This window comes from Lacibacter sp. MH-610 (assembly GCF_045780045.1).
GTDB lineage: Bacteria > Bacteroidota > Bacteroidia > Chitinophagales > Chitinophagaceae > Lacibacter.
This window is the reverse complement of record NZ_CP116002.1, coordinates 1,250,004-1,267,260: the sequence shown is the minus strand read 5'-3', so window position 1 is coordinate 1,267,260 and position 17,257 is coordinate 1,250,004. Positions and strand designations below refer to the sequence as shown.

The window sequence follows — 17,257 nt, the reverse complement described above, 5'->3', positions numbered from 1 at the left end:
TCGTGTCTTCACGAACCACAACTTTCATTATGCTAATTGTTTTTCTGAATCTTCTTTTGAATGTTGTTTTAAAAAGGAACTGATGGATTTTGTAATGATTTCATATTCCAGTAAAAATCCATCATGTCCGTAAAAAGAATCAATTGCTTTAAAGGCAGCGCCATTAATAGTGCTTGCTAAAAACCGCTGCTCTTCCAAGGGAAACAAAATATCATTGCTGATGCCTATGACCAATGTTCTTGCTTTGATTTCTTTGAGCGATAGTTCGATTGACTGCCGATGCCTGCCGATATTATGTGCATCCATCGCCTTACTTAAGAAATAATAGCTGAAGGCGTTGAAACGATTGGCCAGTTTCTGTCCCTGGTAACGTTGATAGCTTTCGCTTTTAAAATCATCCGTTACTTCATTACTATCTTCTATCTGGCTGATGCCGTATACTTCATAATGACGATAAGATAATAACGCTATACTTCTTGCTACTTTCAAGCCTTCAATGCCTGCATCATCTTTTTGTTCTTTCCATGTAACATCTGCTTCTATTGCCATGCGTTGTGATGCATTGAATGCAACACCCCATGCACTATGATAAGCGTTGGTAGCAATGGGAATGATATGTTCAAACAAATACGGCTCTTCAATGGCCCATTCCAACAATTGTTGTCCGCCCATGCTGCCACCAATACCTACATGAATCTTTCGTATACCCAATGCTTCCCGCAAAGGTTGATACGCACGAATCATATCTCTTGTGGTAAACCATGGAAACGCATGATAATAACTTTCACCGGTCAATGGATTTTTATCCAATGGTGAAATACTTCCATACGCACTGCCGGGCATGTTTACACAAACAATGAAATACTTTGCCGGGTCAAACAATTTTCCTTCACCTACCAAACCGGGCCACCACTCTGCAGCATTACTATTGGCAGTAAGCGCATGAAAAATCCAAACCACATTGTCTTTGGTTTCATTCAACTCCCCCAAAGTGGTATATGCTAAATGATATTCATTGAGCAAGGCACCGCTTTCAAGACGGAATGGTTTTTCGTATTTAAAAATTTCTAAAGACATGATGTTGTCATCTTTTAAATTACTATTAAGCTGCTGTTGCGTCGCACTCTTCATCGTTTTGAATCCTATTGAGCAACCCACCCCTTTCAATCATCTTGAAAGTTGTAGTCTCCGCCACCCCTCCAGGGAGGGGATAAACCATCGTAACATTTCAAAGAGCATCCATTTAATAACGCACTTTGAAAAGTTAGGGCTTTGCAGGGCATCCCCTCTTGGGAGGGGTTGGGGCCTGCCTGCCGGCAAAGGCAGGGTGGGTTACTGATAAAAGAACTGAACGTACAAGAGTGCGACGCAAGGGACGATGCCACTTGTACCGCAGCTTGTTACCAAAACTTATCCTACCAATTCCTTCGCAAAAACTGTTTCAAACGCCTGCTCAAAATCAGCTTTGATATCTTCAATATGCTCAATACCCACGCTGATGCGGATGAGATTATCCAATACACCGGCCGCTTTACGTTCATCTGCACTTAACTGCTCATGCGTTGTTGATGCCGGATGGATGGCTAAAGTTTTTGCATCACCTACATTCGCCAGGTGCGAAACCAGTTTAAGCGAATCAATAAACTTGCGACCGTTTTCAATACCACCTTTAATTCCAAACTGCAGTACACCACCGGCGCCGTTGGTTAAATATTTCTTCGCCAGTTCATGATAAGGGCTGCTCTTTAAACCCGGATACCACACAAACTCTACAGCAGGATGCTGCTCTAACCACTGTGCCAGTTTCAATGCATTTTCTACATGACGTTCAACACGCAAGGATAAAGTTTCCAAACCCTGCAGAAGTAAAAACGAGTTAAACGGACTTTGTGCAGCGCCGTAATCACGCAGGCCTTCCACACGTGCACGGATGATGAACGCAATATTGGGTAAGCCTAATGGGTTTCCTTCACCAAAAATGTCCCAGAATTTCAAACCATGATACCCTTCACTCGGTTCCGTAAACTGCGGAAACTTTCCATTGCCCCAGTTATAATTACCACCATCAACAATTACACCGCCGATAGTTGTACCATGACCGCCAATCCACTTGGTTGCACTTTCCACAACCACATTAGCCCCATGCTTCAATGGCTGAAACAGATAACCACCTGCACCAAATGTGTTATCTACTATTAACGGCAAATCATATTCTTTTGCCAGTGCTGCAAATTTTTCAAAATCAGGAATGTTGAGACGTGGGTTGCCGATTGTTTCCAGGTAAATAGCTTTGGTATTTTTATCAATAAGGGGAACAAAGCTTTCTACATTATCACCATCGGCAAAACGGGCTTCAATACCCAAGCGCTTGAACGCAACTTTAAACTGGTTGTGAGTACCACCGTACAAATAAGTTGTAGTGATGAAATTATCCCCTGCCTGCAGAATATTGTTAAGTGCCAGGAATTGTGCAGCCTGCCCGCTACCTGTAGCAAGAGCCGCTACACCACCTTCAAGCGCTGCAATACGTTGTTCAAACACATCTGTTGTAGGATTCATGATACGGGTGTAGATATTGCCGAACTCTTTTAAGCCGAACAGATTGGCTGCATGTTCACTGTTTTTAAAACCATACGAAGTGGTTTGATAAATAGGAACAGCACGTGAATTAGTAGTGGGGTCAATTTGCTGACCAGCATGTAACTGCAATGTTTCAAAACGGAGTTGATTGCTCATAACGAGATTATTTTAAAATTTTAAATAAGAATGAAGAAAGGAAGTTGCGTGGCGCCTGCTGTAAAATCCCTTTACACACAGGCAGGGGGAGTAGTTATGCCTTACGGCATACAGCAAATCATACAACAACATGCAGGATGGCATGCAGGGGTTTGAACTATGATTTGCATTTTCAGATTCATGCGACGAATTGAATACTCTACAAATGTAATAGGGTTTTTTTGGCTTTGCCAAATAAAATTTCCAAAAGTTTTGTTACTGCGTGTCATAACGAGTGTTTGTTTTAAAACTGCATTGTGCATTGTTACTAAAATCAAACACTTATCAATTTCGTTTTCGAACGAGTTTTCCCAATGGTCGGTCGTTTGACCGGAAAATAAAAAAGCTCATCCGACAGAATCAGATGAGCTTTTTACTATATAGTATGTAAGTTTTAAAGCTGAGATCTGACTTATCTGCTTCGGATTTCTCCGAAATGGAATTGGCACCTTGCTACAGTGAGCAGGTTGTCAAGGCTTCATCGGGCCATATCCCTCAGCCTTTCTTGATAAGCGTTGTAAAGAACTGATGCAAATGTAGGTTCAAAAAACCGGCTTCTCCAAATTTTTTTTACTCGCTAAAAATCAGGCAATCAATTTTGCTTCTTTTGAAAAGATAAGTGCTGCTAATACAGATGGAATTAATGCACCGGCACGTACTTCTTTTTCCCTGATATTAGCAGCCACATTGGGAACCGTGATGCGTAACCTCCTGGTAGGGTTATCATCTTTTCTGAGAATAATTTCCACATCACTGCCTTCAAAAATTTCAAACTGAAACTCTTCATGTTCAGCGGTGGAAGCAGAACCACGGCGCATATCATTGCCGCTGTACTGAATGCGTCCTAATGTAGTACCGTATTCATTCCGTATTAACTGAAACAACTTGTTAAACATACGTCTTCCGATAAATACGCTGCGCCTGAAGACATTATTTTCCAATCGGAAACTGTCAGTAGAAGGATTTAATTTAAGCGTAAACCGATGCTCTGTTTCGCCATCATTTAAAATAAGCGGAACAGCGTTGTAAACTGCCAAACCCATAAGTGTAAGTTTTTGAGGCCGTCAAAATAGACAGCATTAAGTTAGAGGGAACCCGCAAAACACCAATGTTTAATGCCGCTAAATTTTCCACATAATGAAAACTTAACATTGCAAGGGCGAAAAACCGTTGAACGATCTTGTTCAACTTCCATACCGGAACTGCAACACAAATATTTGAAAACCAAAGTAAAGAACTCAGCTCCGTATATCGTTTTGCTTTCCTGTAAATTCGCAAACGAATCAAACGCTTCAAAAGAAACAGCAATGAGTGAGTCATCAAACGGGCAGATTACAGTGGAAGGAGCCAGGGTGCATAACCTTAAAAATATCGATGTATCCATCCCCAAAAATCAATTGGTGGTGATTACCGGCATCAGCGGCAGTGGCAAATCCTCCCTGGCGTTTGATACGATTTATGCAGAAGGGCAGCGACGTTATATGGAAACCTTCGGTGCTTATGCCCGCCAGTTTGTGGGCGATATGGAGCGGCCTGATGTGGACAAGATCACGGGCCTCTCCCCTGTTATTTCCATTGAGCAAAAAACAACGAATAAAAATCCACGTTCAACGGTTGGCACTATTACAGAAGTATATGACTTCCTGCGTTTACTCTATGCACGCATTGGTGAAGCTTACTCTTATAACACGGGAAAGAAAATGGTGAAGTGGAGTGAGGAAGAAATTGTAGAAAATATTTTTAAACGATTTGACGGACAAAAGATTTCATTGTTGGCGCCACTCGTTCGTGGTCGTAAAGGTCATTACCGGGAGCTGTTTGAAGAAATCAGGAAAAAAGGATTTGTAAAAGTGCGGGTGGATGGTGAAATCAAAGATTTAGTTCCCAAAATGCAGGTAGACCGTTACAAGATTCATGATATTGAAGTAGTGGTAGACCGGTTAAAAGTGAGTGATGATTTCCGAGTACGCATCAGCCAGAGTGTGCATCAAACATTGAAAATGGGGAAAGAGTTGATGATGGTATTAGTTGAAAAAGAAGAACCAAAAAACAAAAAACAAAATCCAAAAAATAAAACACTCTTTGATAAATCGGAGAGTGCTGCTTACTCCCCTTCAGGGGATGGGGGCGACGTGGCTCTGTATTCCAAACAACTCATGTGCGAAGACACCGGCCTCAGCTATGAAGAACCATCTCCCAATGCGTTCTCCTTTAACTCTCCATACGGTGCATGCCCTACCTGTAAAGGTTTAGGGAATGTATTTACTATTGATATGGATGAAGTATTGCCCGATACAAGTTTGAGTGTAAAAGAAGGCGGCATCAAACCCTTGGGTGAAGAACGGGAAGCAAGTGTTTTTAACCAGGTAAAAGCATTTGCAAAAAAAAATAAAATCAAACTGGATGTTCCGGTAAATAAATTACCAAAAGAGCAGTTAGACTTATTGCTGTTTGGAGATAAGAACATCAACCCATCACTGGAAGTAGATGCTGATGATGACACGGTACCGGATGCTTACACCGGAAGTTATGAAGGAATTATTCCGATGTTGAAAAGATGGTTCAGCTCCAGCCATAGTACAGAGAACCTGAGAGAATGGGTACAGCAGTTCATGACCTTAAAAACCTGCGGCACCTGTAACGGAGCCCGTTTGAAAAAAGAAAGTCTGTGGTTTAAGATTGAAGACCGGAATATTGCCGAGCTGAGTGAAATGAACCTTGACAACCTGGCTGCATGGTTTGATGGTTTGGAACTTCGCATCAGCAACAAACAGGCCACCATTGCGAAAGATGTATTGAAAGAAATCAGAGAACGATTACAGTTTTTATTAAACGTTGGTCTCACCTATCTCACATTAAACCGCTCCTCCAGAACATTAAGTGGTGGCGAAAGTCAGCGTATACGATTGGCTACACAGATCGGTTCACAACTGCAGGGCATCACCTATATTTTAGATGAACCGAGTATCGGTTTGCATCAACGGGATAATCATCGTTTGATTGATGCATTGAAAAATTTAAGAGATGTGGGCAACAGTGTGTTGGTGGTAGAACATGATAAAGATATTATGCTGGCTGCTGATCATTTGATTGATGTGGGTCCGCAAGCCGGTAAACATGGTGGTACGATTGTATCAGCAGGCACACCGCAGCATGTTTTAAAAAGCCACAGCGATACAGCACAATACCTCAATGGTGAAAAAACAATTGCCGTACCTGCTGAAAGAAGAAAAGGAAACGGCAAGGTGATTGAACTCAAAGGTGCTAATGGTAACAACTTGAAAAATGTATCCGTTAAACTTCCGCTGGGCAAATTGATTGTTGTTACCGGTGTAAGCGGCAGCGGCAAGAGCACCTTGATTAATGAAACGCTCTATCCTATCCTGAGCAAGTTTTGTTATGATTCAAAAGCCAATCCCATGCCTTACAAAAGCATTAAGGGTTTGGAGCACATTGATAAGGTGATTGAAATTGATCAAAGCCCAATCGGCCGAACACCCAGAAGCAATCCTGCAACATACTGTGGCTTCTTCACTGAAATAAGAACGTTGTTTGCTTCCGTACCCGAAGCAAAAATCCGTGGTTATAATGCCGGGCGTTTTTCCTTCAACGTAAAAACAGGAAGATGTGATGTGTGTGAAGGTGGTGGTATGCGTGTGATTGAAATGAATTTTTTACCTGATGTGTATGTGCATTGTGAAAAATGCAATGGCCGTCGTTACAACCGGGAAACATTGGAAATCCGTTATAAAGGAAAATCCATCAGTGATGTATTGGACATGACGGTGGAAGAAGCCTGTGAATTTTTTCAACCGGTTCCTTATATCTATCGAAAAATTAAAGTGCTGGAAGATGTGGGTTTAGGTTACATCACACTTGGTCAGAGTGCCGTTACCCTCAGCGGTGGTGAAGCGCAACGGGTAAAACTTTCAACGGAGCTCGCAAAAAAAGATACCGGCAAAACATTTTATATCTTAGATGAACCCACAACCGGTTTGCATTTCCAGGACATTCAACATTTATTGGATGTGATCAATAAACTCGTAGACCGTGGCAATTCTGTTTTAGTGATTGAACATAATATGGATGTAATAAAAGTAGCAGATCATATTATTGACCTGGGGCCTGAAGGTGGTGATGGTGGTGGTGAAATTTTGTTTGAAGGAACACCGGAAGAAATGCTGCATCATACAACCAGTTATACTGCTCACTATTTAAAACCTGAATTAGTATGAGTTTAGACAACTTAAGTGGTCTTCCTGAATGGGAGGATGATGAGTTTGATGATGAAGATGAAGAAGGTGAAGCGTGGAAACCCAACCCCACAAGAGATGCCTGTAAAGCCATGTATGAGCAATGGAAGGAAGTGATGACCTTGCTCAATGCCGCTTTTGATACAGACCATCGTCCTGATGAACCTGAAGAAGAGGATGAAAATCCTGAGAAAAGTTTCATTGCCCATTCTAAAGGAATGATTATCGGCGATGCTTACCAGGTGGCTGTAAAAATCAAAAGCTCAGAAGTGGGCATGTACATCATACGTATGGAAAATGCCAGCATCATCCGTAAGAATGCACAGTTTATCAAGTCTAATATACTTACCATGATTGCAGAAGGAGTAATTGCAGAAGAGCATGGCCGTTTAATACGTTCAGAAATTGACAAGTTCCGGGAACTGTTTAAAGCATGGGTAGCTACTTTTCAAAAAGATGAGTTTGAAGATGAATGGGGATTGTTCATTTAAAATAAAAATACCCCTGCAAACGCAGGGGTTATTTTATAGTGTACGGACCAAGAAAACAAAGTATAACATACAAAGAAATATCAATCGCTGGTTCTCTTCCGCTTTTCAAAGGATTATGGAATGTTCACCAAGTGAACAGAGAATTAGGGTACGGATTAACATTAAAGCGATATTACACTTTGAATTTTTTTTTTATAAATAAAGTTTTTTCTTGAAAACAAAAAAGACAACATAAAGTACCACGAGCGTGATACGCCATAGCCATGTAATGGCCGTAGGGCCGGGTTTTTGCATTTCGATTTTCATAAAGACGGATTTGGGTTATGTTACGGGCAGTTTGTTCTGATTCTGTTCATCAGAAGTACTGCGGACAACGCATTGATTTTTTGTTTTTAAACCAATCAGCATATACATCTCCTATCTTCCAGGTTAAACGGAATGTGCTGGAGAAATAGGAATCATTCATATCCGGGTTTCCTCTTTTCTTTCCTACAAACTCATTAGGACTTCTTAAACCATAAGGAGAATAACCGGGTATACTGGATGGGTAGAATACACTGGGATTGTTCATTTGCTTGGCAATTGTTGCCTGTGAAGGCGTAAGATATCTGTCAAACAAAGCCGGGTTAATATACCACTTGCTCACATCATCTACATAGTCAGTTCCCGTCATGCGGTGAATGAGTTCAATACCAAAAGTTAAACGTTCAGTGATATCATATTTAATACCAATACCCATTGGTATGCAATAAGAAGAAAGATTGTATTCTGGATTGCCGGTTTCAGGCATGCCTTGTCCTTCTGTACGCAACGGCTTTAAATCAACCCATGTATTAGTACCGTTGGGACCTCTGTACAATCCCTGCGGATTAAAAGAGAAAAAGCCGATACCACCAATAAGGTAAGGACGGAAACGGGGTAATCCCCAATTATTTTTTAAACTGATAAAAGCAGTAGGATAAAGTTCAATACCAATATATGCTTCACGGAGCGGAGAGCGGAAGTTAAGATCACGGTACTTACGGGATCCTTCCCATGTATCAGCAGGTGTTTTTTGTTTTACCAGGCGATCATCACCTTCCATTTGTCCAAGGTTAACGGCGGCTCTGAACCCGATCCACTCGGCAGGATAATAAGAAGCAGAAATACCACCTATAAAATTGGTAACAGGAATGTTGTTATCCTTTGGGCCAATGGTTCCTTTTCCTTTATTACCACCCAGATCTCCAAGAAAGTTCATAGGACCAATATTCAATCCTATTTCCCAACGGGAATCTGAAGAGGAAAGACCCACTTGCGCCTGCAAGGCATTACTTCCAATAAATAATAATGAGAATGTGTAAAGTGCAGTATAGAATACACGCTTCTTCATGGACTTGGAGCTTTGGTTTTTCAAGTATATAAGGATATTAGAAAACAATATTAGAAAAGATATCCTGAACATCAAAATATTTTCAGACATTATAAGGGTAATCCTTAGCAACAGGCAAAAACCAAAGCGGATTTACGAATCAGGATCGTAAAATTACTTTCTAAACAGACAACACCATCTCAATATGTTCAATACCATCTTCGAGGTACACATCGCCCCTTTGTTGAAAACCCAGCCCGCTGTAAAATTTTAAAAGATATAACTGTGCACCGATCCGAATATCCTGCTTGCCAAATAAAGTATAACAGGTTTGAATGGATTGCTGCATGAGTTCTTTGCCGGCACCGGTTCTCCGTACATCAGCATGCGTAACCACACGGCCGATGGATGGTTCTTTGTAAGATATACCGGCAGGAAGTAACCGTGTATAAGCCATAAGCTGACCTTCATTATTAAAACCCATCAGGTGATATGCTTTCAGATCTTTATTATCTGCATCCTGGTAAATACAGTTTTGTTCTACTACAAATACTTCACTACGCAATTGCATAATAAAATAAAGTTCATGAGGAGTAAGTTCGTTGAAAGGTTTTAAAACCCAGTGTAATTGTGCCATACTAATAGTTATATTTTTCTTTCCAGAGATGTTTTAAAAATTTTCGCATTTCTTCTTCACGTGCATTCCTGCCCGGCTCATACAGTTGCTTTCCTTTAAGAGCATCCGGTAAATATTCCTGCGATGAAAAATTGTTTTCATAGTCGTGACTGTATTCGTATCCTTTCTTATACCCTAAGTCTTTCATGAGTTTGGTGGGCGCATTACGGATGTGTAAGGGCACCGGCAAATCGCCATATTGTTTTACTGTAGCCATTGCTTCACCAATAGCAACCGTTGCCGAATTACTCTTAGGTGAAGAAGCGAGATAAATAGCACATTGTGATAAGATGAGTTGGCTTTCAGGATAACCGATTTTATTCACAGCTTCAAAAGTGGCATTGGCTAATAACAAAGCATTAGGATTTGCATTACCGATATCTTCACTGGCCAATATCAATAATCTGCGTGCAATAAATTTTACATCTTCTCCACCTTCAATCATTCTTGCTAACCAATAAACAGCGGCATTGGGATCGCTGCCACGAATGGATTTGATGAATGCAGAAATGATATCATAATGCTGTTCCCCGCTTTTATCATACAAAGCCATTTTCTGCTGAATGGTGTTAAGTACAATTTCATCGGTGATGATAACAGGAACACTATTAAAAGCATCTGTAACGATTTCTAATACGTTCAGCAATTTTCTTGCATCACCGCCGCTTAAGCGTAAGATGGCTTCGGTTTCTTTCAACTCAATTTGCTTTTGCTTTAACTGTTCATCTTCTGTAATGGCTGTATGCAGCAATTGCAATAAATCTTCTTTGTCTAAAGCTTTCAGTACAAAAACCTGGCAGCGGCTGAGTAAGGCGCTGTTTACCTCAAAGGAAGGATTTTCAGTGGTGGCACCAATTAAAGTGATGATTCCTTTTTCTACCGCACCCAGCAAGGCATCCTGCTGACCTTTATTGAACCGATGAATTTCATCAATAAACAAAATGGCTTTGCTGGTGCTCTTTGCTTTATCAATTACTTCCCTCACTTCTTTTACACCGCTGCTGATGGCACTGAGTTGAAAATAACTTGCATTCACACTATGAGCAATAATGTTAGCAATGGTTGTTTTACCTACCCCGGGAGGTCCCCACAAAATCATACTGGGAATCGTATTATTTGCAATGGCACGTTGCAGAATACTACCCTCACCGGTAAGGTGCTGCTGACCTACAAGTTGATGTAGTGTTGAAGGACGAAGACGTTCTGCCAAGGGAGCCTGCATGGCAGCAAGTTACAAAATGTAGAGGCATTGCAGTGTATTTCAGGACTTCGAATTATTGCCAAACAAATGTGCATTTTGCTTGAGCAAACCAAAACTGATTTGAATATGTGCAAAGAGAATGATGGAATAAATCAATAAGAACCACATGGTGGCTTTTAAGACTTTCAGAATGGTTTCTTTGGGCAATTGCTGACCGGTTGTTAACTGCGGCAACTGGTTAATAGCTTCTCCCAGCACGGATGGATTCATGATGACTGTTACAGATTGAAAGATGTTCATTACGCAAAAGAACAGCGCTACAAACGCATTTACCCTGATAAAATCTTTTAACCCCGGTTTTAATTGTTTCTTACCGTCAATACCATTAATTAAAAACAGAAAACTGCTGATGCTGTACAGCACTACAGCAGCACCCACAAACACATTCAGCAGCATTGAAGGATTAGCTAAAGCGATAAATAATACAGCTACTAAACCAATGCCGAGGAAAGCAGCAATGATGAGCAGAAAATAAGAGAAGATGCGGTAAAGAGTCATCATATATTTGCTATTGAAACTTAAATTATTTTATTATGAGTATTTGAGTTTACAAAATTTAATTATCAATTTATTTTTTTTCTGTTAAATGAATCAATAATATCCCTTTCTTGTTTAGAAGATATCTTGAGAAGTCGGTTTCTAAGTTCTAATTGAAGGAAAAAAGAAGGCATTCCTAATATTCCAAAAACTATTACATTAAAATGAAAAATACTACTGAGAGATAAAATTGAAAAATAACTTTTTAATAATTCCAGCTCAAAGTAATTTGTAATATTTTCGATGAAGCCAAACAGAAACATAAAGGATACTATAAAATTACAACAACAGTTCAGTAGAAAAAAACGATAACGAGAAGTATATATCTCTTTTTCTTGCTTTAGTAAAAAACTATAGTTGATTGACTGTATATGTGAAATCGAACAAAATAAAATCGAGCTGAATACTATGATTGATAATATTACTGATTCCTGATTTTGATTTCTTTTTATGAAAAACACAAAGGTTGATAGCGATGTAAGCAGTAAAGCAGAGCAAATGGAAATTGTAAATACATAGAAAAAATTTCTTTTCATAGTATTCTTACCCTTTTATTGAAACAGAAAATTTTCTCAACATATCCTTACTCTTACTTCAAATTCAACTTAATTGATAATTCATCAAACTGCTTCTCTGCAATTTCTGAAGGGGCATCCAGCATTACATCCCTTCCACTGTTGTTTTTAGGAAATGCAATAAAATCACGGATGCTTTCACTGCCGCCAAGGATGGAACATAAACGATCAAAGCCAAAGGCAATACCGCCATGTGGTGGTGCACCATATTCAAACGCACCTAACAGGAAACCAAACTTGTGCTGCTGTTCTTCTGCATCCATGCCAAGCGCTGCAAACATTTTTTCCTGCAACTCACGCTGGAAAATACGTATAGAACCGCCGCCAATTTCATTACCATTGAGCACCATGTCATATGCATTAGCTTTGATGCCCGCATAAGGATGTTCTAAGTATTTATCTAAGTCCGCCACCTTGGGACTATTGTTAATCATCGTTTCAATATGTGCCGGCTTGGGACTTGTAAACGGATGATGACGTGCCACCCATCTTCCGGCACCACCGCCATCCTGGTCTTCCAGTGCAAATTCAAACAAGGGAAAATCAAGCACCCATAATAATTTAAACTCATCTGCTTTACGCAACCCTAAACGTTTACCCATTTCCAAACGCAATTCACTGGTGGCTTTACGGGTACGTTCTTCGGTACCGGCCAATATCAATACCAAATCACCGGCTTTGGCACCTGCAGCATCAGCAATAGCTTTGAGTTTTTCTTCACTGTAAAATTTATCAACGCTGCTTTTATAAGTGCCGTCTGCATTGCACTTAATAAACACCAGCCCTTTCATGCCTATCTGTGGACGTTTTACCCACTCTGTTAATTCATCGGTTTGTTTTCTTGTGTATTCCGCACAGCCGGGCACAGCAATAGCGATTACTGTTTCCGCATCATTGAACACAGCAAAGTCGCCCGCAATGAGTGATGATAAACTTTCTTTGGCTGGAAATGTGTGTGCAGGAAATTTTAAGTTGCACAACTTCATACCAAAACGGATATCCGGTTTGTCGTTTCCGTATTGCCACATGGCTTCTTCCCAGGTCATACGTTCAACCGCTTCTGTATAATCAATGCCTTTCACATCTTTGAAAATGCGTTTGATCAATCCTTCAAACATGTTGAGAATATCTTCCTGCTCCACAAAACACATTTCACAATCAATCTGTGTAAACTCCGGTTGACGATCAGCACGCAAATCTTCATCTCTGAAACACTTTACAATCTGGTAGTAACGATCATACCCACTAACCATCAGTAATTGCTTGAATGTTTGAGGCGATTGTGGCAATGCATAAAACTGTCCGGGGTTCATGCGTGAAGGCACCACAAAATCCCTCGCACCTTCCGGTGTTGATTTGATGAGGAAAGGTGTTTCAATATCCATGAAGTTATTTTCATGCAGGTAGTTTCTTGCAGAACGGTTAACGGCATAACGTAGCTCCAGGTTTTTCTTAACTGCATTTCTTCTTAAATCCAGGAAACGGTATTTCATACGCAGATCATCGCCACCATCTGTATCATCCTGAATGGTGAAAGGCGGTACTGCTGATTTGTTGAGAATAGAAAATGATTCCACCAGCAATTCAATATCACCGGTTGGTATGTTAGCATTCTTGCTGCTGCGTTCGTTTACTTTGCCTGTTGCCTGTACTACAAACTCACGGCCCAGCGGATTTTCATCGAGTTGTTTATTGAGTTCTTCACCAAATAACAATTGAGTGATACCGTAACGGTCACGCAAATCCACAAAGGTGATGCTTCCGAATTTGCGAACGGTTTGTACCCAACCCGCCAGTGTAACGGTGTTGCCGATATGAGAAATTCTTAATTCGCCACAAGTATGAGAACGATACATAGTTGATGCCCCCATCCCCTAAAGGGGAGTTTTGTATGCCTGCTGATAAATAGCAGGCTGTTTGAATTGATGAATAGAATTACTAAGCGTTGAAGTGTGCGACGCAAGGGACGATGCCATTTGCATAAATGCCGGTAACATCCTGAATTTATCTCTGCTTCAACAGGTGGCAAATATACTATTTGAGAGGGAAAGGCCTTTTGTGAGTTCAGGCTGTTTTCTTGTTTTCCTGCAGATGAGTTTCTTCTTCCAGCACCTGCTCTGTTTGCTGCACCACTTTATCACGAAAACGTTTTTGTGTGAAATAGAGAATATAGTAAACAGCGAGTATGGCAAGTCCGATACTGAAAGGAATCAAGGCCATGCGACGCAAACCGAAAGTACCTTCATCCCAACCATAAAACTCACCAATCATCCAGGTACAGTTAGCGGTAATCCAGAACAGGATGGCCAGGTTGTGCATGAGTTCTGAAAAGATTTTTCTTGTTTGCCAGGTAATGATTAATGCAGCGCCCATGGTGGGTATAATCATAATGATGGCCGGCCAGTGGAGATTGAGTGCCCAGCAGGCATCTTTAATTAACCAGAAAAGGATGTGCATATTCTCGATACGACGGAAACGTGCCGGGATGGAGTAGATCAGTTTATCGCTCATTATCAGTGGACCGGTTGGTAGTAAATGTTGTGGTTGTAAAAATTAAAAATAGTAATAAAAAGATAACAGCCATAAAAAATGGCGAATGATTCTGTAACCATTCACCATTTTCTGTTTTCAAGTATTTTCTTAGCTGAACATTTCCTTCACCCGTTCAAAAAATCCTTTTTCACTTTTGTCGGGCTTGGGTTGAAAGTTCTGGCTGTGCTGCATTTTTTCCAGCATGGCTTTTTCTTCACTGCTGATGTGCTGCGGCGTCCAAACATTTACATAAATGAGCTGATCACCTTTTTCATAGCTCTGTACGGCAGGGAAACCTTTGCCTTTGAGGCGGAATATTTTTCCGCTTTGTGTGCCGGCAGGAATTTTAATTTTTGCCCGGCCATCAATCGTAGGCACTTCTACCTGGGTGCCAAACACCGCATCAGGAAAAGATATGTGTAAATCAAATGCCACATTCAAACCATCCCTGTGCAATTGCTGATGTGCTTCTTCTTCAATCACCACAATCAAATCACCGGCAGGCCCGCCACGTTCACCCATATTACCACGACCGCTTACATTCAATTGCATGCCTTCCTGTACGCCTGCGGGAATATCAATGGTGATGTTCTCTTCGCCATACACCCTGCCTTCGCCTTTACAGTTGGTACATTTGTTAGCAATCGTTGTGCCTTCGCCGCCACATGCCGGACATGTGGTTACGGTTTGCATCTGGCCCAGAAAAGTATTTTGAACACGACGAACTTGTCCGCTGCCGCCACAGGTACCACAGGTTTGTACGCTGTTTTTATCTTTTGCACCGCTGCTGCCGCAGGTGGTACAGCCCACATATTTTTTAACCTTGATGGTTTTGCTGGCACCTTTAGCAATTTCTTCAAAGTTGAGTTTGATGCGTACACGCAGGTTGCTTCCTCTTACGCCTCTTGCTCTTCCGCCGCCACTACCTCTGCGTTGACCACCGCCGCCAAAGAAACTTCCAAACACATCGTCGCCAAAAATATCTCCAAACTGGCTGAAGATATCTTCCATGTTCATGCCATGTGCACCGCCGCCGCCAAAACCACCACGGCCATTGCCGCTCACACCTGCATGACCATAGCGGTCGTATTGTGAACGTTTATCAGCATCGCTCAGCACTTCGTATGCTTCGGCTGCTTCTTTAAATTTTTCTTCGGCTTCTTTGTTACCGGGGTTACGGTCGGGATGGAATTGCATGGCTACTTTGCGGTATGCTTTTTTAATTTCATCCGCAGAAGCGCCTTTGCTTACACCCAGTATTTCGTAGAAATCTCTCTTCATAATGTGCTAATATGCTAATGTGCTGATTAGCTGATGAGGCGTGCTTCATTAGCACATTATCACATCAGCAAATCAGCTCATTATTTCCCCACCACCACTTTTGCAAAACGAATAATCTTATCGTTGAGTAAATAACCTTTTTGAATTTCATCCACCACTTTGCCTTTCAGTTCATCCGTAGGTGCGGGAATCTCCGTGATGGCTTCGTGTTTGTCTGCATCAAAATCAGTTCCTTTTGTTTCCATCACTTTCAAGCCACGGCCCTGTAACAGAGACCTGAGTTTATGAAATACCAGTTTCACACCTTCATCTTCTTTTCCGTTTTTGGCCAGTTCGGCTTCTGCACGATCCGCATCATCTAACACTTCGAGCAAAGAAACAATCACTTCTTTACCCGCTGTTTGCATCAGTTCCAATCGCTCTTTGGAAGTACGGCGGCGAAAATTATCAAACTCGGCCACAAGGTAGAGGTATTTGTTTTTTTCATCTTCCAATTGGGCTTTCAGTTGCTCCAGTTGGGTTTCCGTTTCCACCTGTTCATTGAGGTGTGTGGTTCCTGCAAGATTTTCATCGGAGTTCAGTCCCAGTTCATTAGTTTCCGTTTGTTGCTCTGTCATTTCTGTCGCTTTCTGTTCCATAAACTTGTAAAATTGTCGGCAAAGGTAAGGTGGTCAAGAATGTTGCCAAGGGGGAAAAAGGGACAAATTGTCTTTCACGGTCAGACCGCTTGCAGTGGGCCGACCGTGAAAGAAAAAGGGATGAAAAACATTGGGGGCTTTCAGCTATCAGGCATTCATCAGCTTTTGTTCGGGCTGTACGTTACAATTCGTCAACCGCCGTCAGGGTTTTCAACCGCTGACGGGGTTTCCTCATTTTCACTTCCATCCCGCAGCCCTTCAACAATCAATCATATTCAACCATTATTCAACCCCTGTGGGGTTGTTAAAACCTTAAAACCAATAACCACCGATTTTGTCGGCGGCCATTCAAGTTCAACCCCTGCGGGGTTAAGCTATCATCTTTATCTTGTTTTTTAAATGCTTAAATCTTCCTCCCAACTGCGAAGCAGTTGAATATGAATAGCCCCCGATTTGCAAATCGGGGGCTATTCATCAAAAGAGTTCACAACCCCGAACGGGGTTGAACATTGCAGAATTATTTTACCACCTTTACATACCGCTTCATCTCCGGTGTTTCCATAAACGCTTCACACATGATGCAGTTTTCTTCTTCCGCTTTTTCTACAATAGTGCAGGTGAATGTATCACCGGCTTTCAATCCGGCTTTTACAAAATCACAATGATTGGCTACGGCAAAAACATGTTGGTACTCTTTCCAGTTGATCCCCAACTTATAAAACTTAGGATCTTCAATTTGCACAATATGCTGCCCGCAAAGTGTAGCCACCAGTTTTGCCTTAAACGGACCGGAAAGCTTTTTGGGGGAATTGCAATGCCAAAACAAAACGCAGAGTAAAGTCAAAGTCAGGAGTCCTTGTAATAGTTGTTTCATAACAAAAGCTATG

16 protein-coding genes and 1 riboswitch are annotated in these 17,257 nt (G+C 41.3%); of the genes, 4 read left to right on the top strand and 12 right to left on the bottom strand.

The window, feature by feature from the left end; translation table 11 throughout:
• Positions 1-27: 27 nt before the first annotated feature.
• Together metX and PDL71_RS05775 are read right to left on the bottom strand one after the other, a co-directional pair.
• A complete protein-coding gene (gene metX / locus PDL71_RS05780) occupies positions 28-1,077 on the bottom strand; it encodes a homoserine O-acetyltransferase (protein WP_407526605.1) in 1,050 nt (349 codons plus the stop codon).
• Positions 1,078-1,410: 333 nt separating this feature from the next.
• On the bottom strand, positions 1,411-2,736 hold the full coding sequence (locus PDL71_RS05775; protein ID WP_407526602.1) for an O-acetylhomoserine aminocarboxypropyltransferase/cysteine synthase family protein: 1,326 nt from the start codon (positions 2,734-2,736) through the stop codon (positions 1,411-1,413).
• Between the two features lie 30 nt (positions 2,737-2,766).
• Between PDL71_RS05775 and PDL71_RS05770 the strand changes: the two genes are divergently transcribed.
• Positions 2,767-2,892, top strand: coding sequence for a hypothetical protein (locus PDL71_RS05770; protein WP_407526599.1), 126 nt, complete (start codon positions 2,767-2,769; stop codon positions 2,890-2,892).
• Between the two features lie 292 nt (positions 2,893-3,184).
• Positions 3,185-3,290, bottom strand: a riboswitch (SAM riboswitch).
• A gap of 69 nt (positions 3,291-3,359) precedes the next feature.
• Here the strand turns inward: PDL71_RS05770 and PDL71_RS05765 are convergent.
• Entirely contained in the window at positions 3,360-3,818 is a 459-nt protein-coding gene (locus PDL71_RS05765; protein WP_407526596.1) for a hypothetical protein, read from the bottom strand.
• A gap of 264 nt (positions 3,819-4,082) precedes the next feature.
• Here PDL71_RS05765 and uvrA point away from each other — a divergent pair, with 264 nt between their 5' ends.
• Both uvrA and PDL71_RS05755 read left to right on the top strand, forming a co-directional pair.
• Positions 4,083-7,010, top strand: a complete 2,928-nt coding sequence (gene uvrA / locus PDL71_RS05760; protein WP_407528387.1) for an excinuclease ABC subunit UvrA — start codon at positions 4,083-4,085, stop codon at positions 7,008-7,010.
• Positions 7,007-7,519: a hypothetical protein gene (locus PDL71_RS05755; RefSeq protein WP_407526594.1), complete on the top strand. Its 513-nt coding sequence runs from the start codon at positions 7,007-7,009 to the stop codon at positions 7,517-7,519. Before uvrA ends, PDL71_RS05755 begins: the two co-directional genes overlap by 4 nt.
• 355 nt (positions 7,520-7,874) lie before the next feature.
• Here PDL71_RS05755 and PDL71_RS05750 read toward each other — a convergent pair whose 3' ends face one another.
• The 8 genes from PDL71_RS05750 to PDL71_RS05715 all read right to left on the bottom strand — a co-directional run bounded on the left by PDL71_RS05750 (position 7,875) and on the right by PDL71_RS05715 (position 16,370).
• Positions 7,875-8,891, bottom strand: coding sequence for a hypothetical protein (locus PDL71_RS05750; RefSeq protein ID WP_407526591.1), 1,017 nt, complete (start codon positions 8,889-8,891; stop codon positions 7,875-7,877).
• A 160-nt stretch (positions 8,892-9,051) separates the two neighbouring features.
• Positions 9,052-9,507 (bottom strand): GNAT family N-acetyltransferase, encoded by a 456-nt coding sequence (locus PDL71_RS05745; protein ID WP_407526588.1) that lies wholly within the window; start codon positions 9,505-9,507, stop codon positions 9,052-9,054.
• 1 nt (position 9,508) lies between these two features.
• Positions 9,509-10,768, bottom strand: coding sequence for a replication-associated recombination protein A (locus PDL71_RS05740; RefSeq protein ID WP_407526585.1), 1,260 nt, complete (start codon positions 10,766-10,768; stop codon positions 9,509-9,511).
• A gap of 39 nt (positions 10,769-10,807) precedes the next feature.
• A complete protein-coding gene (locus tag PDL71_RS05735) occupies positions 10,808-11,308 on the bottom strand; it encodes a hypothetical protein (protein WP_407526583.1) in 501 nt (166 codons plus the stop codon).
• 625 nt (positions 11,309-11,933) lie between these two features.
• A complete protein-coding gene (gene aspS / locus PDL71_RS05730) occupies positions 11,934-13,775 on the bottom strand; it encodes an aspartate--tRNA ligase (protein WP_407526580.1) in 1,842 nt (613 codons plus the stop codon).
• Between the two features lie 208 nt (positions 13,776-13,983).
• Positions 13,984-14,430, bottom strand: coding sequence for a hypothetical protein (locus PDL71_RS05725; RefSeq protein WP_407526578.1), 447 nt, complete (start codon positions 14,428-14,430; stop codon positions 13,984-13,986).
• A gap of 129 nt (positions 14,431-14,559) precedes the next feature.
• A complete protein-coding gene (dnaJ, locus tag PDL71_RS05720) occupies positions 14,560-15,735 on the bottom strand; it encodes a molecular chaperone DnaJ (RefSeq protein WP_407528384.1) in 1,176 nt (391 codons plus the stop codon).
• 77 nt (positions 15,736-15,812) lie between these two features.
• Entirely contained in the window at positions 15,813-16,370 is a 558-nt protein-coding gene (locus PDL71_RS05715) for a nucleotide exchange factor GrpE (protein WP_407526576.1), read from the bottom strand.
• A gap of 12 nt (positions 16,371-16,382) precedes the next feature.
• Between PDL71_RS05715 and PDL71_RS05710 the strand changes: the two genes are divergently transcribed.
• Complete coding sequence (locus PDL71_RS05710; RefSeq protein WP_407526573.1) at positions 16,383-16,769, top strand: hypothetical protein; 387 nt, start codon at positions 16,383-16,385, stop codon at positions 16,767-16,769.
• Between the two features lie 118 nt (positions 16,770-16,887).
• Here the strand turns inward: PDL71_RS05710 and PDL71_RS05705 are convergent, their stop codons facing one another.
• Positions 16,888-17,244, bottom strand: coding sequence for a hypothetical protein (locus PDL71_RS05705; protein WP_407526571.1), 357 nt, complete (start codon positions 17,242-17,244; stop codon positions 16,888-16,890).
• Between the last annotated feature and the right edge of the window lie 13 nt (positions 17,245-17,257).